Source organism: Nocardia sp. NPDC003726 (assembly GCF_053586955.1).
This window is the reverse complement of sequence record NZ_JBSFNF010000028.1, coordinates 31,898-49,882: the sequence shown is the minus strand read 5'-3', so window position 1 is coordinate 49,882 and position 17,985 is coordinate 31,898. Positions and strand designations below refer to the sequence as shown.

Genomic DNA, 17,985 nt, shown 5'->3' with positions numbered 1-17,985 from the left:
GGCGGCCCTCATCGGCCTCCGGGCGGCAGGGCTCCGATGGCGGCATCGGGCCGGGGCGACGATGGCGCGCCTCCGTGTGGGCTCCGCCTGCCTGGGTATGCACGCCACATGAGTGACGCCGAACGCGGGGCGACCGAACACCACGGCTCGTTGCGCGGATATCTCGCCACCATGGTGATGTTCGGCATCACCGTGACCGTCGCCGCTGTGCTCGGCAGAGTGACCGGCCGCAAGCTGCCACAGGCGATGAGCGTGCAAGATCTGGTGGTCACGGCGTTGGCGGCGCACAAACTGTCCCGGACCGTGACCAAGGATGCGATCACCGCCCCGATCCGGGCTCCGTTCACGCGGCCGACCGGCGACGGCGGCCCCGGCGAGGTCATGGAGCAACCCGCGGCCACCGACGGTCTGGCGCACAGCATCGGAGAGCTGCTCACCTGCCCGTTCTGCTTCGATGTCTGGGTGATCACCGGATTCACCCTCGGCCAGGTGTTCGCGCCGCGCACCACCCGCATGGTCGCCGACGCTCTGGCCGCCTTGACCGGTGCCGATTTCCTCCACCTCGCCTACGCCACCGCACAGCAGATCGCGCAGAAATAGCGTGGCTACGCCGGCCGGCCGAACCAGCGCGGCAGGTGCTCGAGCAGATCCTGCTGCTCATCGCCAACCCATGCGACGTGGCCGTCGGGGCGCAGCAGGACGGCGGGCACCTCGAGTTCCTCGCTGACGTCGACGACGTGGTCGATTCGATCCGCCCACCCGGCGACCGAGAGCCCGCCGGTCTGGTCCAAGAGCAGGCCGCGCCCGTCGTGCATCAGCTCGTAGAGGCGGCCGCTTCGCAATCGCACGTCGCGCAGGCGACGGCCGAGCAGATCGTGGCCATCGCCGAAGTCGTAGCGGATGCCGATCGCGACGACCTTCTCGATCAGGTACCGGTTCACCTCCTCGAAGTCCATCAGTTCCGACAGCAGTCGGCGCACCGCCTGGGCGCCCGGTTCGGTGGAGATCAGCTCGGCCTGCGCGCGGGTGTTGTCCAGAACGTCGGCGGCCACGGGCCGCCGTTCGCTCTCGTAGCTGTCCAGCAACCCCTCCGGCGCCCAGCCCTTGATCTCGGCGGCGAGTTTCCAGCCGAGGTTGAACGCGTCCTGAACGCCCAGGTTGAGTCCCTGCCCGCCCATCGGCGGGTGGACATGCGCCGCGTCGCCTGCCAGCAGCACCCGCCCGACCCGATAACGCTCGGCCAACCGGGTGGCGTCGCCGAATCGGGACAACCAGCGCGGCGAATGCACCCCGAAGTCGGTGCCCGCGAACGCCCGCAGTTGCCGCGCGAACTCCTCGAGCGTCGGCGTGACCGCACGGTCCTCGACCACCTCTGCCGCGGGTACGACGACGCGGTACACCCCGTCGCCGAGCGGTCCAAGGCCGAATCGCAACTCCGTCTTGCGGATTTCGGCGACGGTGGCGGCGATCGTCTCCGGATCCTCGGTCGCCTCCATTTCCCCCAGCAGGGTGTCGCGGCGGGACGGTTCGCCGGGGAAATCGACGCCGAGCAGCTTGCGCACCGTGCTGCGGCCGCCGTCGCAGCCGACGAGGTAACGCGCGCGCAACCGCGTGCCGTCGGCCAGCTCGACGGTGACCCCCTCCTCGTCCTGGCTCAGCCCGGTCGCCTCGTCGCCGCGCCGGATCTGCGCGCCGAGCTCGACGGCGTGCTCGGCCAGCAGGCGATCGGTGCTGGGCTGCGGAATGCCGAGCACGTAGGCGTGCGCGCTGTCCAGCCGCTCGGACGGCGGCTTGGTGATGCCGGCGAAGAAGCCCCCGAGCGGGTGCTTGCGGCCGAGCGCGAGGAACCGCTCCAGCAGACCACGCTGATCCATCACCTCGATGCTGCGCACATGCAGGCCAAGGGAGCGGACATACGCAGGCGGCTGGACCTCCTTCTCCAGGACCACCACGCGCACGCCGTGCAGCCGCAGCTCACCGGCCAGCATCAAGCCGGTCGGACCCGCGCCGGCAACGATCACATCGAACATGAGCCACCCATCTGCCGAGAGTTTGCGTTCCGCCAGGCGCTCCCGCGGTCCGCGCAGACCGCACGAACCCCACGTTTTCGCAGGTCCTGACCCTTCGGCCGGACATTCTGCGCCATGCACCCGGCCTTGCCGCAAGTCCCCCGGTGCGATATATGTTGAAAAGGGAGGGAGAATCCCCGACCATTCAGCTCGACTTCAGGCGGCCGTGAAAAAGTCCCGGACTCGCTTGCGGACTTCGGCACACCGGAAATCCAGTTCCGCCATGTCCCCGGCGACGACGAAGGCGAGTCCCAGCGCAACCGAATCCATCATGGACCTGGTAGCCGGGTATGTCCTGCCCCGCTCGGCCGCCATCCGCACCTCCAGCACGCCGGGGAGTCCTGCGAGTTCCGCTTCTGCCCCACCCAGATACCGGGCCTGGTGATCGATGCTGAAGAGCACGAGCGCGCCGCGCTGGGACAGGGCGTAACCGGTCCTGCGCTCCTGCGCCGGAGCGCGGATGCCGAAAAGTTCGGCGATGTACTCGCATTCGCGGTGTATCTGCGAGTTCCCGGTGAGCAGATAGGTCTGCCGAGGGTGACCGATCCCATGCGCTCGCGCGCCGAAGTCGATCAGGCGGGGACCGAGCGCACCGGACATGATCTCCATGTGCGCGGGACCGACGCGCACCCCGAGCGCGTCGAGCACGCGGCACGCGTAATCCGTCAGCTCGCCCACCACGGGGTCGTCACCCTCGAGCCAGCGCCCCCGCTCATAAACGAAGTCGCCGGAAGCCGACACCCATTTGTCGTACACGCTGACACAGACAAGTTCGTGTCCATCCGGGGTGGAGAAGGTGTCCACGGCGTATTCGACTCTGGGCGCGGGATACATCTGCTGGATCAGCGCGGCCGAGCCGCACCCGAAGAGTCCGGCGTTGCCGGTGATCGCGGAGACAGCGGCAGTCAATTGGTCCGGAGTGTCCACCAATCGAACGTCCACGGAGGCGGCTCCCCTGGCCGGTTTCACGACCAGCTTCCGGCCGCCGCGCAACTCCGCGATAGCCTCGGGCGGAACGGCATTCCCATGCGCTTCGACAGCCCGGGTCGTCAGACTCGGCACGCCTGCGGCCGCCAAGGCTTCGAACATGCGCTGCTTGTCCCATCTGCGCGTCGGCGCGGTCGTGTCGTTGCCGGGGCAGTCGGGAAGGTCCGCGCGCAGACGATCGCACAGCTCGACTCCCGGTTCCGATCCGGCGATCACGTATTTCACCGAGCGGTCCAGACACCACCGCAGCAGCAGCCGGTAGGACGATCCGAAGTCGGCTTCGAAATTCAACGCTCCGGGTGTGGGCGCGCGGCGGAATCCCGACACCAGCGCCTGGTCGGTATCCAGCAGTAGGGTGTCGATGCCATATCCCTCGAGCAAGGACGGGTACAGCGTTCCCGAACTCACCGGATCGACGATCAAGACCGACTTATCGGACACGGTCCGGACTCCTGTTCTTGTCTACCCCCGCTACCACCGCTACCGCCCCCGTGACGAATGAGATCTGGACGACCAGCGCCCAGTACAGCGAGAGATCGTGCAGGACTCCGAAGGCGCCGATCCCGGGCCCGACCGCGAAGCCGATCGACTGGGCGGCCGAAAGAAAACCTTGATACCTCGCGTTCTCCGACGAGGTAGAGAGCTTCGCTATCGCCGCGCTCGCCTGCGGAAGGAAAATCGCCTCGCCGAGGGAGAACAGGACGAAGCCCGAAATGCAGACGGTCCAGCTGGTCCCGAGCCCGCACACCGCGAGTCCAAGCCCCGTGACGAATATGCCGAGCCCGAGCGCGTAGTTCCACCGGATCCGTGATGTCACGAAGCTCAGCGGCAACTCGCAGACGATGATGAAGATCGAATTCACCGCGATCAGAACACCGTAGAGTTGCCCCCCGCCGGAAATCCGTTCCAGGGAAAGCGGTGTTCCGCTCGTGCTCTGGGCGTAGATCGCCATGGCCGTTGCGAACACTCCGACAACCGCCCACAGCCGCGCCGTCCGGAAGGTGTCGTATCCGGTTTCCGTCGCGGAACGGGGATCGAATTCCGTCGCACTCTCCCGCGTCCGCGCGCGTTCTTCTGCCGACCGCAGCCTGGCGCGCTCACTCAACAGCAACACCCCGGTGAGCAGCGAGCCGAGCGAGGACAGGAAGAACAGCGTCGAGAAGTTCTGTTCGCCGACCACCGCGACAACGATCGGAGCGACCGTGACGCCGCTGCTGAGAAATATCCGGTGGAAGGCGACCACGGTCACGGTGTCGCCCTGGTAGCCGGAGCCGGTGACCAACGCGGCCGCGGGCCCGGCGAACGACTGTGTCACCGCGACGCTCAGGGATGCCGACACGATCGCAGAGACCGGCTCCGTCGACAGCGATCCGAGCAGGAACAACAGTGGAACGTTCAGTACGGAGCCCGCGATCAGTACGTCGGTCGACCCGAACCGGGCAGCGAACCACCCGCCGGCCAGCGACCCGAGCACGCCGGCGAGCCCGGCCGCGAACAATGCCAGCGACAGAGCGGCGGCACTCAGCCCGATCGATGTGTAGAACACCGTGGAGTACAGCGCGAGGAATCCCACCGATCGACTGAGAAAGGTGGTGACCGAGACGATCCATACTTCCGCGGGAAACGATACGGGTTTCCGTCTTTCGATCACCTCGACGGTCAACGGGGCCACCGCTTCACGCCGGCAACACGTACTGCGCGACAGCGACTCATCGAACGTTCCCGATGGTCGTTGCTGTAGCTTCGCGCACCTGATCCTCCTTGCGATAACCACTGGTACGCCGCCATATCGGTGGGCAATGCGGACGTTAGTCATCGCCGTCCGGCGTCAGTTGCTCGCGCGCGAACAGAAGTTGCTCCCGCGCGCAAAGTTGCCTCGATACGCCGGCTCCTACGATGTGCCGCTCGCGGCCGATCTCACCTGCCGGCGGCGGTGGCCGGCCGGACCGAATGGCGGATATCGCGGGGGCTGACTCCGAAGCGCCGCCGGAATATCGTGCTGAACGCGCTGGCCGAACCGAAACCCAGACCGCCCGCTATCGCGGCGATGCTCTGGTGACGAAACGAGGGATCGCTCAACCGCCGGTACGCCAGTTGCAAGCGTTCTTCTCGGATCAGTTCCCGCGGTGTGGTTCCGGAATGCCGGAGGGCGAGCTGGATCTGTCTGGTCGACCAGCCGAGCGAGCGCGCGATGGTCGCGGTGGAAAGGCCGGGGTCGGTGGCGTGCGCTCGGACGTGATGACGTATCGCCGCGTCCAGTTTGTCGAGGTGGTCGATGCTCGTCATCTTCCGAGCGCGCGCATGCATGCAGAGCAGATCCACGATGTGGGAGGCCGCGGCGTCGAATTGGTAGCCGTCGAGCGCATCGCTCTCCTCGAGCAGGCCGGTGAGCATGTCGGTCACCACCCGCCCCAGCCCGGAGGTCAAGTCCATCGGTCGCGCGAACAGGGAATCCTCGGTGTCGACGCGGTGCTCGAGCTCATGGCGCGGGATCGTCATCAGCACACCGCTGGTGCCGTGCCCGTGCCGGAGGCCGATCGGCCGATCGAGGGTCACCAGACGGCCGGCACGATGCGGCAGATGTGCTCGGCCACCGTCGTCCCAGAGTTCCGTCCGGCCTGCGAAAGTGAGCAGAAGCCGGAAATCGTCGTCGCTGTCGTCTCGTACGTGGTTGGGCGTCCGGACGTAGGACACACCGTCGGACTTCCACCCCACCAACTGGTACTTACTGGTGCGACACAGTTTCGTACGCCCGTTGAAGTCGCTCCCGCCGGGAAAGTCGTATGCCATGCGCCGGTGATAGGAGGTGATGAGTTCCGCCCAGTAGTCCGCGCGTTCGCCCGGTTCGACACCCTGGGTAGTCGAGGTCTCCACCGTCAGGTGAGGCTTGTCCACCGCCGTAACTCCTGCTCGAACCGAACCGTATGCCGAATGGTTGCCCGGCACAGCGTATCGCCGCATCGATCCGGCTGCCGGTGTGAAATTCGTTGCGTGGCCGTCCGTGCCGCATGGCTCGACCGATGATCCGGCGGGTTGGGCCTGGCAGTAGCTGGCACCCACAGCCGCCCGCCAGGCCCAACATTCCCAGTCTGGGCAAAACGCTCGTTCCGGCGGCCGGGCTTTGCGTGCCTTTGCGCCCTTGGGGGGTTACGACCGGATGATCGGTCCGACACGATCAGGGTGTCGGACCGGGACCTCGCTTTCCCCGAGAAGTCCGGTCACTCATAAGGTTCGACGCCCAGAACGTACTCGAGGTATCCGGCCCGGTCGGCTACCTCGGGTTCGGAAGCGATGACGACGCGGTCGGCGCCGCAGAGCCGGACGACCTCGGCCTCGCTCTCGGCCAGCCAGTCGAAGAACTGCTCCCGGCCCCCGCGCGCAGTCACCCCGTGGCCGAGGAGGAGCGGATCGAGACGGACCAGATAGGTACGCGAAGCAGTCATAACCTTCTCCTTTCCGTAGTGCTTCGCGATCAGGCGCGCTGGAACTGCCATCGCTGGGTGCTGCTGGCGGGCGCATACCGCGTCAGTCCGATCTGGTCGGCCTCCGCACCACCGTCGTGTCCGGACAGCCCGAGAACGAGTTCGCAGGCAGGCCAGACCGCGATGCGATAGCGGTCGGCGTCGGCTTCGTCGGTCACGATCTGCCACCCCATGGGTGTCCCGCTGCACTCGACATGAGTCCCTTCGCAAGCCAGCCCATCGCCGAGTCCGAGCCGCGTGCCGGTGCGGCCGTTGGTGATGTACCAGATCTCTTCGCCGAACTCCGGCGCGCTCGACAGCAGCCAGTGCTGCCAGCCGTCCTCGACGCCCGGCTCCCCCACGACTCTGACCTGGTCAGCGCTCTCGAGCGCCAACACGCAACCCGTGCCCGCATTGACGATCCGATAGACACCCTCGCCCAGCTCAGTCATGATCTGTCGTCCTCACCGTCCGCGGAAGTCCGACGCCCGAGGCCCGCGCCGGAGTGCCCCAGGCCTGGGCGTCTCGCCATCGCCGAATTACCCGCCCGCTGACCGGTCAATCCCTTGATCCTCTGCGCCGAATTCGGCGCCGGAATTCCCCCATGTCTCATCAGCCACGCCAGCAACAAGGCTCGCGATATCGACAGGCTCCGACCTTTCCGTAAATAGGTATATGTCGGTGAAATCACCGATGCGGGGCCCGTACCTACCCGACCATGCTGGATGCGTGCTCAGGCACAGGTCCGGCCGGCGACGCCGTCACCGGGCCCCGCCCTCGACAACGACGTCGGTAGGCCGCCAAGGAGGTCGGCCACGCAGGCGGACTTCGCGATCCGACAAGCCAGAATGCTGTTCACATGTCCCTCACTCCACCCAGTATGTTCGGCGTGGTCGCCGCGCTCGATGGCCGCAACATCCGAGCTCATCGCACGGGCGCGATCGAGGACTGCGCGTTGTGCACCACGGTGTCCATCCCGTCCGGCAGGTGCCCCGCCGGCCACGCCGCCGAGATCACGCGCGCCGCGGCGCATCCGTTGTCCGCCGCCGAAATCCTCGATCGACTCCGTGGCGCAGGCTCTTTGAAAGCCTGGTAGCAGACTCCGGCGTGCCCAAGCAGATATTCGGGCGCGGCATTCTCACCTTTCCCACCGCTGTTGCTACGGCAAAGGGAGCCGGAGTTCGGTGACGGCGATGCGGGCGGTCTCGGCGATAGCGGCGTCCACGGCGGGCAGGTGCGGGTCCGCGCGGGCCGCGCGAGTGAATATGGCAACCGCGACGGGGTGCTCGCCAGGAAATTCGACAACCGCTACCTCGTTGCGAATCACCCCGATGGTGCCGGTTTTGCCCGCGGTCGAGACGTTGCGATGCGGAAAGCCTGCCGCGACGCGATGCGGCCAGACCTGCAGGCGCATGACGGCGCGGACGAAGTCGGTCTGCTCCGCGGACAGCACCGTGCCGTTCCAGAGCGCGCGCAGCAGCCGCGTCATCTCCTCCGGCGTGGTCGCGCTGGTGTAGGACGGGTCGTACGCCGACACCGACCATGCGTCGTCGTTCTGCGCCAGCGCCGCGAACGCCTCCGCGGTGCTGTGAGTGTCGGTGTCGCGGACGAGGCTGCGGTGCAGGTCGGCGGTGCCGCCCACGATGCGGGTGCGCTCGAGGCCGAGATCGTCCAGCAGGCTCTCGACGGCGCCGAGTCCGGTCGCGCCGAGCAGGACGTCCGCCGCGGCGTTGTCGGAGACGGTCATCATGGACGTCGCCAGGTCGCGCAGGCTCATGGTCACCGGATCGCGCATGACGGCGATGCCGGTCGGGCCGGGGGTGCAGTCGGACGGGACCACCGTCAGCCGGGTAGCGGGATCGATGCGCCCGGCGTCGACATGGCGGCAGAACGCGACGAACAGCGGCAACTTGTACACCGACGCCAGCACGACCCGCTCGGCACCGCCCACGGAGATCTCGGTCGCGGAGCCGTCGCACCGGCGGGCGTGCAACCACCCGGTGCATCCGGCGTCGGCGAACACGGCGCGGATGCGGTCCTCGACGGTGCTCACCGCAGTCGTTCCCGGTACAGGACCCGGTCGACCGCGTCGGCATGGGCGTCGGCGCCGGGCCGGTGGACGACGCGGACGCGCAGGGCGACCGCCTGCGGCGCGATGCGCAGCCACGTCACGCCGGGCGTGCGCGAGGGAGCCGTGGCAGTGAGACCGAAACTCGTTCCGGCCGCCACCGCCGCGAACAGGGTGCGATCGTCTGGCGCGGGCACGGTCGGTGCGTCCAGCCCGCGCTCACGCAGCAGGTCCACGGCGGTGTCGAAGGCGGGTGGGTTGGCCGCGCGGGGCGGACAAGCGAAGTTCAACCCCGCGAGCATGGGAAAGGTGGGGCGTTCGGCGGCCGCGCTGCGATGATCCGACGGCACCACGAGCCAGCGCGGCACCTTCACGACCGGGCGCACCTCGACCCCGTCGACCAGGGCGGGGTGCTCGATGACCGCCACATCGAACATGCCGGCGCGCACATCGGCGACCAGATCGACGCTCGTGCCCACCCTCGTCGACACCGCGGCGCCGGGCGCGACCACGGTGCGCAAGGCGCCCACACACGCCGTGACCACCCGGTCGGGCAGTGCCGTGATCGCACCCCAGTGCACGGCGCCGTGGGCGTTCGCGATGCGGTGGGACTCGGCGAGCAGGCGCTCGGCGTCGTCCACGAGCAGCCGAGCGCGCGGGAGCAGCTGCACACCGGCCGAGGTGAGCACGGCTCCTTGCCGGGTACGGCGGATGAGGTCGACGCCGAGATGCCGTTCGAGCCGTCTGAGTCCCTGCGACAGCGGAGGCTGGGTCATGTCCAGCGCGGCCGCGGCCCTCCCGAAGTGTCCTTCATCCGCGACGGCAACGAAGAAACGAAGGTGGCGGATCAGGTCCATGCGGTCATTGAACCAGCGGGGCGTCCGGCATCGGTTCGGCCGCGCACCGGCGCGGTCCGCTCCGGAGCCGAAAGAGCGAGCAAACCTGCGGCGATATCCAAGCCGACTCGCCCGCGCCGGAACCGGATATTGGTGTCGGCGAACGTGTCGATGGTGTGGTGCGTCGGTGATCATTTCCGTTTCCCCTCGGCGTGACCTGCTCGGTCACCGTCGACTTCTGGCCGCCGCGGCGGTATCAGCGCTGTCCCTCGTCACCACCGCGTGCGGGTCGGCTGCCGACGTGCCTGCCGCCTCGCAGACCACACCGCCGGCCGCGGCCGCGCCGTTCACCGAACTCGAGACCGACCACGCCGCCCGGCTGGGTGTGTCCGCGATCGACACCGGCTCCGGCCGCACCGTCGCCCATCGAGACGCGGAGAGGTTCCCGATGGCCTCCACCTTCAAAGGTCTCGCCTGCGGTGCGCTGCTTCGCGACCATCCGCTGTCCACGGGCTACTTCGATCAGGTGATCCGCTATTCCCGCTCCGAACTGGTCGCCAATTCGCCGGTGACCGAGAAGCACGCCGACACCGGCATGACCGTCGCCGAGCTGTGCGACGCGGCGATCACCGTATCCGACAACACCGCGGGCAACCAGGTGCTGAAACTTCTCGGTGGTCCGGAGGGTTTCACCGCGTTCCTGCGGTCCATCGGCGACACCACATCGCGCCTTGACCGCTGGGAGACCGAGCTCAACAGCGCCGTTCCCGGTGACGAGCGCGACACGACCACACCGGCCGCACTGGCCGCCGACTACCGCGCCCTGGTCCTCGGCGACGTTCTCGCCGATCCCGAACGGGCGCAATTGAAATCGTGGCTCGTCGCCAGCAAGACCGGCGCCGACCGGATTCGCGCCGCGCTGCCCCCCGGATGGACCGTTGGCAACAAGACCGGCAGCCCCGCCTACGGCAGCGCCCTCGACGTCGCCGTCGTCTGGCCGCCGGGGCGCTCTCCCTTCGTCATCGCGGTCCTGTCCACGAAAGCCGAGCAGAACGCCGAGGCCGACAGTCCTCTTGTCGCCGAGGCCGCTCGAGCCGCCGTCGCGGCGCTGGGGTGACTCGATGGCGCGCGACCGCACCGCCTGCGGCCGCGCGCGCTCAGTACGCCCCGCCCGCCGCGTTGAGATGCTGTCCGGTGATCCATGCGCCGTCGGCCGAAACCAGGAACGCCACCACCGCGGCTATGTCGGCGGGTTCGCCGATGCGACCCAGCGGCGCCGTGACCGGCATCCGCGCGACCGCCTCGGCGCCGAGTTGCTCGACCAGCGCGTCCGTGCGGGTGGCGCCAGGCCGGACGCTGTTGACGGTGATCCCGCGCGCGCCCAGCTCATTCGCGGCGACCCGCACCAGATGCTCGGCGGCCCCCTTGCCTGCTCCGTAGGCGCCGGTACCCGGCCGTGCGGTCACGGTGACTCCACTGGAGACGACCACGATCCGGCCGTAGTCGCGCAGCCGGCGAGCCGCCTCGCGCAACGCGAGAAAGGTGCCGCGGGCATTGACGGCGAACTGACGGTCGAAATCGGCCGGTGTGGTCTCGGCGAGCGAGGCGAACCGGGTGACCCCCGCGTTCGCGACGAGGATGTCGAGTCCGCCGAAAGTGTCGACGGCGGTGTCGAACAGCCGTGTCATCCGGTCGGGATCGGCGGTGTCGCCCGCGACCGCAACGGCCCGCCCACCGGCGCGCTCGATCTCCGCGACGACGCCGGCCGCCGCCGCGGCGTTCTGCCGGTAGTTCACGACGACCTGCGCGCCGTCGGCGGCCAGCCGCAGAGCGATCGCGCGACCGATCCCGCGCGCACCGCCGGTGACGAGTGCGACCGTCATGCCGACCACCTTTCGGTAGAGATACTAGATAGTCGAGATCCTCTACTTAATGGTCGGATGTCAACAGTCCGGTAGTTAGACTTCCGGGGTGAGCGAAACGCCGGATCTTGCCGCCGCGGTGATGACGCTGCATCGCGAAACCGCCGCGCTGTACGCCGAGACCGCACGGCGGTTCGAGTTGACCAGCCAACAGACGCAGGTGCTGTGCCTGCTGGGCCGGCACCGGCCGTCGTTCGGCGAACTGGCCGCGCTGCTCGGCTGCGACAAGACCAACGTCACCGGCATGGTCGACCGGCTGGAGCGGCGTGGCCTGGTGGGCCGGGCGCCCGATCCGGCGGATCGCAGGATCACCCGCGTCGCGCTGACCGACGAGGGCAGCACGGTGGCCCGGAATATTCGCACCCACCTGTCCGCGGCGATCGCCGACCGCCTGACCGAGCTGGTGTCCGATGATCCGGCCCGCTTCGATCCGCTGCGAAAACTGCTGTCCGGCTGATCCGCCTGCCACGCCGCGACCGTCACACGGGAAACGCTGTGCCACAAAGGAACGCGACCGAGCCTGTGCCGCACCGAGTTCGCTGCCGACGCCATCCACGAGAACAGCACAGGGCGTACCGTCTCCGATACACGTTCGTGCGCATCTGGGGGACCGGTTCGGATGGAAACAAGCAGCGACCCCACGGGTGGTCTCTTCGCCGACCGGCGGATCGCGCTACAGAGCGCGATCGCCGCTCGCATCCGAAGAATGGAGCTGACCGACGATCCCGCAGCGGTCCTCGCGCCGGAGGCCGATCGACAGGCACGCGAGCTCGTCGCGCTGGTGAACGGCGGCGACCTGGAGTCGGCGCTGCTCGCGGGTTGGTTCTACTGGTACCGCTACGAGGCCAGGCCGCAGCAAGCCGAGCACCGTGACCTGTCGACCGCCGTCGAGATGTTCACAGCGTGTTTCGTCACCGGCGTCGACCTCGCACAATTGCCACAACAGCTGTTGCCGCTGCTCGCCGAGGAAGCCGCTCTCGTTGCCGTCGCATTGCTCGACCAGACCCAGGAATCCGACGATGTCGAGTTCGTCACCGCGGTTCTGCGGCTGTGGTGGCGCATCCTGGCCGCCACCCCGTCCGACAGTTCGGCACGGGGCGGAATCCTGTGCAACCTCGGAATCGTCCTGCTGGCGCAGTTCCGCCTGACGCGCGACGCCGAGAATCTGCGCGGTGCCATCGAAGTCGGGCGACTTGCCCTCACCGGCATTCCCGCCGACCGAGCCGACCGCGGCACAGCGCTGGCTCAACTGTCGGCCGCGCTGCGAGCCCGATTCCACGAGGCCGGCGCCGGAATCGACTTGGACGAAGCCATCACGCTGGGACGCCATGCCATCGACGCCACCCCCGAGCACCACCCGTACCGACCCGGCATCATCGCCAACCTGGCGACAGCCCTCTGGCAGCGATTCGAGTTCACCGGAGGGCCTGCCGACCTCGATGAAGCGATCCGGCTGCGGAGGCTGGCGGTCGAGACCGCCCCGTCCGACTACGACGATCTCCCGAACATGTTGTCCGGTCTCGCGATGACACTGCACACCCGATTCGAGCACACCGGGAACCCACAGGATCTGGACGAAGCGATCGAACTGGGACGGCGTGCCATCGCCGATCCGGCAGGCCGAAGCCATCCTTTGTCCAACCTGAGCAGCGCACTGCACGCGCGTTTCGAAATCGCGGGCGCGCGAGCCGATCTGGACGAGGCCATCGCGCTGGGCCGCCGGGCGCTGGCCGCGTTACCCGCAGGCAGTCCCGACCTCGGCCTCATGCTGTCCAACCTCGGGAACGCACTGCATACCCGATACAAAGCCACCCGGCAGGTGGCGAGCCTCGACGAAGCCATGGAACTGGGCCGCCGCGCGGTGGACGCGACACCTACAGGCCATCCCGACCGCAGCGGATTCCAAGCCAATCTCGCCAACACACTCAGAACCCGCTACAGCCACACCGGAGCGCTCGCGGACCTCGACGAAGCCATCGACGTCGGCAGGCAGGCCGCCGCGGCGACCCCGGTCGGCCATCCCGACCTCGCTCGCATGCTCGCCAATCTCGGCGCTTTCTTGCACATTCGCTTCGAACGCACACAATTCCCCCAGGATCTGGCCGAAGCCGTCGACCTGCACACCGAGGCCGTGGCAGCCACCCCGGACGAGCACCCGGCTCGCGGCCCACGGCTGGCCGGGCTGGGTGCCGCGCTCTGGAGCAGATACCAGCAAACGGCCGTACCCGAAGACCTCGAGGAAGCCATAGACCTGCTGGAGCAGGCGGAACCGCTCATCTCAGCGACGCACCCCGATCGCCCCATGGTCTTGCACAGCTTGGCCGATACCATGCGCGCGCGATTCGAACGCACCCGTAAACCCGTGCATCTCGACACGGCGATCGCTTACGGAGAACAAGCCGTGGCAGCCTGCGATCCCGGACTCCCTGGCCGCGAGCCGATAGTCGCCGCGCTGGAAATGGCGCTGCACGCGCGCTTCGACCGGAGTGGCGCTCTCGAGGACCTGCGGCGGGTGGTGGGACTGCGGGGTGAACTGGTCGCCACGGCAGCCGCCGACGATCCCGCCTACCTCTCGATGCTGTACGCACATGCCCAAGGTCTGCGGACCTTGTACGAACACACAGGAACACCAGCGCTGCTGGACGAAGCCATCGAAGTCGGCGCACAAGCTCTCGCCCGCACTCCCGCCGACCACCCCGACCGGGCGATGGTGGCGGGAGATCACGGTTACAGCGTGATGCTCCGATTCGAACGGACCGCCGCGACCACCGACCTCGACGAAGCCATCGACCTGCACACCGAAGCCTTGGCCGCGACTCCCGCCGACGACCCGAAGCGGCACGCACGGCTCACGGGGCTGGGATCGTGCCTGCTGACCAGGTACGAACGGTTCGGAGCGCTACCCGACCTGGAGAACGCCGTAGCGTTCACTCGCCGAGCGCTCGCCGAAGCACCCGCCGACCACGCAGACCGAGCCGGCATCCTGACCGCGCTCGGCGCCGCCCTGTGGGCCCGATTCAAACGCATCGGGGCGCTGCCCGATATCGACGAAGCCATCGAGCATCTCCGCGACGCACTTCGCACGGTATCGGACGATCTGCGACTGGAGAATCGCATCCGATCCAACCTCGGCCTCGCTCTGCGCACCCGCTTCGAACGCACGGCCGGCGCAGCGGATCTCGATGAAGCGATAGCCACGGCGCGCCAGGCTGTGGCCGCCACCCCGGCTGATCATTCCGACCGCGCGCAGACGCTGCACACCTTCGAGAACACCCTGATGTTCCGATTCCGCGAAAACGCCGCGGCGGCCGATCTCGCCGACATCGACGAAGCCATCGATATCGGCAGGCAAGCCATAGCCGCCGCCACGCCGGAGAGCCCCGGACTGGGCGGCATGCTCCTCAGCCTCGGTGGCGCACTGTACGCGCGATTCGAGCGGACCGCATCGGCAGCAGACCGGGACGAGGCGGTCGGTGTCTTCCGGCGCGCGATCGACACAAAGACCGCGACACCCTCGATTCGCGTGCGAGCAGCGCATGGTGCGGCGCTCTCGGCCGCGGGTTCGGACCCCGCACTGGCGGCACGAATGCTCGAAGGTGCGGTGCGGACACTGCCGGAGCTGGTACCGCCGCTGCTGGACCGAATAGACCAGCAACACGCCTTGGGCAACGGTTTCGGGATCGCCGCCGACGCCGCCGCGCTCGCGCTGAACGATCCATCCACCGCCGCATCGGCTCGGCCCGAACTGGCGCTGCGCTTGCTCGAAGCCGGTCGCGCAATACTACTCGGCCGCACCCTGAACATCCGCGGCGATCTGACCGAACTCGCGGTCCGACACCCCGATCTCGCTCAGCGCTTCACCCGGCTGCGTGCGCGACTCGACCACGAGACCAAGGCCGCGACCACACTCGATATCCCCCTCGATCCCGCCGCGGTGATCAGCGAGAACGGTCGGCACGTACGCGACCGCAGGCAGCTCGTCGCTGAATTCGACCGACTGCTCGCGGAAATCCGCGCACAGGACGGATTCCGCACCTTCGCCCTGCCGCCCTCGATCGGCGAACTGCTCGCGCAATCCGAACAGGGAGCGATCGTCACCTTCAACATCAGTCGATACCGCTGCGACGCGCTCGTGCTGGCCGAAGGGGCCGTCACCGGTCTCGCCCTGCCCGGCTTGACCATGGACGACGTCGTCGGCAGGGCGGTGAACTTCCAACGCGCTTTGGACGTCACCCGCTACTCCCCGATCGCAGCCGAACGGCGGGCGGCAGAAAGACAATTGCTCGACAGCCTCGAATGGCTGTGGGACACGGCCGCAAGCCCGGTCCTGGAGGCTCTGGGCCACAACCGGATTCCACCGGCCGGCTCCGACTGGCCACGAGTGTGGTGGGCACCAGGAGGAATACTCGGTCTCCTGCCCGTGCACGCGGCAGGCTACCACTCCAGCGGGCCCACATCCGGCGGTCGATCGGTCCTCGATCGGGTCGTGTCCTCCTACACCCCCACCATCGCAGCCCTCCGCTACGCCCGGGAACGCCGCGCTCGGCAACACTCGGCCGGTGCGACGCGCGCCGCGATCGTCGCCATGCCCACCACCCCCGGTGTGGACGGCCGGCTCCATCACGTACTCGACGAAGCCCGCATAGTCGAACGGCTATTGCCCGACTCGGTCGTACTCACCGAGCCTGACCCCGCCCCTGAGGCCGACAGCGACCCGGCGCGCACGCTTCCTACCAAAGCGAACGTCCTCGCGAGCTTGTCCAGTTGCTCGATCGCCCACTTCATCTGCCACGGCACCAGCGACCCGAGCGACCCTTCCCTCAGCCGCTTGTTGTTGCACGATCACGCCACCGACCCGCTCACAGTCTCCGCTCTCGCACCTGTGCAGCTCGATCACGCCCGTCTGGCCTACCTCTCGGCATGCGAGACCGCGCGCATCGTCCATGCCGAACTACTCGACGAGGCGACGCATCTCGCCTCCGCCTTCCAGCTCGCCGGCTACCCCCATGTCATCGGCACCCTGTGGACCATCGATGACGAAACCGCCGTCGAGGTCGCCGAAGCCTTCTACACCGCCCTCACATCCGCCCGAGACGTCGACGATCTCGCCATCGACAAAGCCCCCGTCGCCCTGCACGAGGCGATCCGCTCCATCCGCGGCACTCTCCCCCGCACCCCCTCCCTCTGGGCCGCCTACCTGCACTCGGGAGCCTGACGGGAAGGTGCGTGACGCCAGTCTTGCCAGCGTGGCAGCCACCAGCAGGTTCCTCCCGGTCCTTCCATCGCCGGCTGCCGTCTTCGATGACGATATCCAGTCCGTGTCGACTGTGTCGAAGCATGTTTCGCCGCGACGGTAGGGCGCCTCGAAGTCGATGTACCAGCGATCGCATCGCCCATCGCGGAAGAAGGCCCAGACCGCATAGGCGTCGTGCGGCCGGTGTAGCTGAGCACACCGCTTCCGACCCACCGGTCCTGATGCGACCACGGATGCGGACCGTACGGATGTGGCGGAAAAGTGAGCTCAGCACCGTTTTCCGACAACCACCGGCCATCCGCTCCGAACCACGACTCGGGCAGGCCGATGGGTCGAGAAGCGGGTTCAGCGCGCCGGGATCGGGTACAGCCATGTCAGTGCCGCAAGGCTCTTGTCGAGATAGCTGCGCAACCCGTGCTCGATCCCGTAGGCCAGATCCTCCAACACGCCGCACCGGGCGTAGAAGGCTGCGCGCTCCCGGATCGCCCGTAAGTCGTTGGCGCTGGTGCGGTAATTGTCCAACGCTATGTCCAGTGCTGCTGGGCCGAGATCGCGGTAGATGAGACCGAAGTCATAGGCCGGGTCGACGATCGCGGCATCGCTCCAATCGATGACGCCGGTGACTGTCCCCGAAACAGGTTCCACCAGAACGTGTTCGATCCCCAGATCGTTGTGGGAGAACACCAAGTCATAGCGATCCGCCGCGGGCGTTGCGTCGAGGAAGACCGCCACGGCCGGACGATGCGCCTCGGGCACCATGTCGGCGATCGTCTCGTAGATCCGTGCGGCCTCATCGAGCCACACTGCTTTCGGCTGGTCGTCGGCGTCCACGAAGTCGGCCATCCGGTCGACCGGAACGGCATGCACAGCCGCGAGGAACCGGCCGAGCGCCGTGGCGATCGACCTCACATGGGCCGATCGCCGTGACGCCGGCAGGTCGATCAGCGGTCGGCCGGGGAGTTCGAAATACGCCAGGCAGCCCTGCTCGGCGACGCTGAAACACGGCTCGGGAACCGGTAGTGGTGACACACTCGCGACCGCGGCCAGAAGACCTGCTTCATTGATCACCCGCGCGGCTCGGCTCCCGAGATCGGGTTCCTTGCTGAAGCGCACGATCAGCTCGCCATTGACCTCATAGGCAACGTTGTCCTCCCCCTCCCCGAGCAGCGCTATCGAGTCGATCCGATAGTCGGGCAGTTGCACGGCCACGACGTCCCGGACACCTCTGACCGGATCGCCGTCGTCCCGAATTGCCATGCCACGACTCTAGAACCTTTGAATCCGCCCGCCTCGCCGCTGTTGGCGAAGGTGTCGGCCTGCGAGCGCCGTGTGTCCCCGATACCTGCGATGAATGCCGGGCGACAGGTCGACTGATGATACGTTCAGTG

The 17,985-nt window shown here is 67.8% G+C and carries 15 protein-coding genes; 5 read left to right on the top strand and 10 right to left on the bottom strand.

Features of this window, described 5'->3' with window-relative positions:
* Positions 1-108 precede the first annotated feature (108 nt).
* Positions 109-600 (top strand): DUF1360 domain-containing protein, encoded by a 492-nt coding sequence (locus ACWDMM_RS28500; RefSeq protein WP_323124024.1) that lies wholly within the window; start codon positions 109-111, stop codon positions 598-600.
* A 5-nt stretch (positions 601-605) separates the two neighbouring features.
* Here the strand turns inward: ACWDMM_RS28500 and rox are convergent, their stop codons facing one another.
* The 6 genes from rox to ACWDMM_RS28470 all read right to left on the bottom strand — a co-directional run bounded on the left by rox (position 606) and on the right by ACWDMM_RS28470 (position 6,969).
* On the bottom strand, positions 606-2,030 hold the full coding sequence (gene rox / locus ACWDMM_RS28495; RefSeq protein ID WP_449940375.1) for a rifampin monooxygenase: 1,425 nt from the start codon (positions 2,028-2,030) through the stop codon (positions 606-608).
* A gap of 195 nt (positions 2,031-2,225) precedes the next feature.
* Positions 2,226-3,497 carry an ATP-grasp domain-containing protein gene (locus tag ACWDMM_RS28490; RefSeq protein ID WP_449940372.1) on the bottom strand — a complete coding sequence of 424 codons (1,272 nt, stop codon included), beginning with the start codon at positions 3,495-3,497 and terminating at the stop codon, positions 2,226-2,228.
* A complete protein-coding gene (locus ACWDMM_RS28485) occupies positions 3,487-4,872 on the bottom strand; it encodes an MFS transporter (protein WP_449940369.1) in 1,386 nt (461 codons plus the stop codon). The genes ACWDMM_RS28490 and ACWDMM_RS28485 overlap by 11 nt, the downstream gene beginning before the upstream one ends.
* 101 nt (positions 4,873-4,973) lie before the next feature.
* Positions 4,974-5,951, bottom strand: a complete 978-nt coding sequence (locus tag ACWDMM_RS28480) for a helix-turn-helix domain-containing protein (RefSeq protein ID WP_357209054.1) — start codon at positions 5,949-5,951, stop codon at positions 4,974-4,976.
* A gap of 323 nt (positions 5,952-6,274) precedes the next feature.
* A complete protein-coding gene (locus tag ACWDMM_RS28475) occupies positions 6,275-6,499 on the bottom strand; it encodes a hypothetical protein (protein ID WP_195083308.1) in 225 nt (74 codons plus the stop codon).
* Between the two features lie 29 nt (positions 6,500-6,528).
* Complete coding sequence (locus ACWDMM_RS28470) at positions 6,529-6,969, bottom strand: RICIN domain-containing protein (RefSeq protein ID WP_449940365.1); 441 nt, start codon at positions 6,967-6,969, stop codon at positions 6,529-6,531.
* A gap of 407 nt (positions 6,970-7,376) precedes the next feature.
* Between ACWDMM_RS28470 and ACWDMM_RS28465 the strand changes: the two genes are divergently transcribed.
* Positions 7,377-7,613 (top strand): hypothetical protein, encoded by a 237-nt coding sequence (locus ACWDMM_RS28465; RefSeq protein ID WP_449940362.1) that lies wholly within the window; start codon positions 7,377-7,379, stop codon positions 7,611-7,613.
* A 63-nt stretch (positions 7,614-7,676) separates the two neighbouring features.
* On the opposite strand, the gene ACWDMM_RS28460 is transcribed toward ACWDMM_RS28465, so the two are convergent.
* Positions 7,677-8,570 carry a serine hydrolase gene (locus ACWDMM_RS28460; RefSeq protein WP_195083311.1) on the bottom strand — a complete coding sequence of 298 codons (894 nt, stop codon included), beginning with the start codon at positions 8,568-8,570 and terminating at the stop codon, positions 7,677-7,679.
* Positions 8,567-9,442 (bottom strand): LysR family transcriptional regulator, encoded by an 876-nt coding sequence (locus ACWDMM_RS28455; protein ID WP_195083312.1) that lies wholly within the window; start codon positions 9,440-9,442, stop codon positions 8,567-8,569. Before ACWDMM_RS28455 ends, ACWDMM_RS28460 begins: the two co-directional genes overlap by 4 nt.
* A gap of 196 nt (positions 9,443-9,638) precedes the next feature.
* On the opposite strand from ACWDMM_RS28455, the gene bla reads away from it, so the two are divergent.
* A complete protein-coding gene (bla, locus tag ACWDMM_RS28450; RefSeq protein ID WP_195083337.1) occupies positions 9,639-10,538 on the top strand; it encodes a class A beta-lactamase in 900 nt (299 codons plus the stop codon).
* Between the two features lie 40 nt (positions 10,539-10,578).
* Here bla and ACWDMM_RS28445 read toward each other — a convergent pair whose 3' ends face one another.
* Positions 10,579-11,304 (bottom strand): SDR family oxidoreductase, encoded by a 726-nt coding sequence (locus ACWDMM_RS28445; RefSeq protein ID WP_195083313.1) that lies wholly within the window; start codon positions 11,302-11,304, stop codon positions 10,579-10,581.
* An 88-nt stretch (positions 11,305-11,392) separates the two neighbouring features.
* On the opposite strand from ACWDMM_RS28445, the gene ACWDMM_RS28440 reads away from it, so the two are divergent.
* Together ACWDMM_RS28440 and ACWDMM_RS28435 are read left to right on the top strand one after the other, a co-directional pair.
* Entirely contained in the window at positions 11,393-11,800 is a 408-nt protein-coding gene (locus ACWDMM_RS28440) for a MarR family winged helix-turn-helix transcriptional regulator (RefSeq protein WP_323124021.1), read from the top strand.
* A gap of 162 nt (positions 11,801-11,962) precedes the next feature.
* Entirely contained in the window at positions 11,963-16,558 is a 4,596-nt protein-coding gene (locus ACWDMM_RS28435; RefSeq protein WP_449940356.1) for a CHAT domain-containing protein, read from the top strand.
* Between the two features lie 384 nt (positions 16,559-16,942).
* On the opposite strand, the gene ACWDMM_RS28430 is transcribed toward ACWDMM_RS28435, so the two are convergent.
* Entirely contained in the window at positions 16,943-17,806 is an 864-nt protein-coding gene (locus ACWDMM_RS28430; protein ID WP_357110923.1) for a phosphotransferase family protein, read from the bottom strand.
* Positions 17,807-17,985 lie beyond the last annotated feature (179 nt).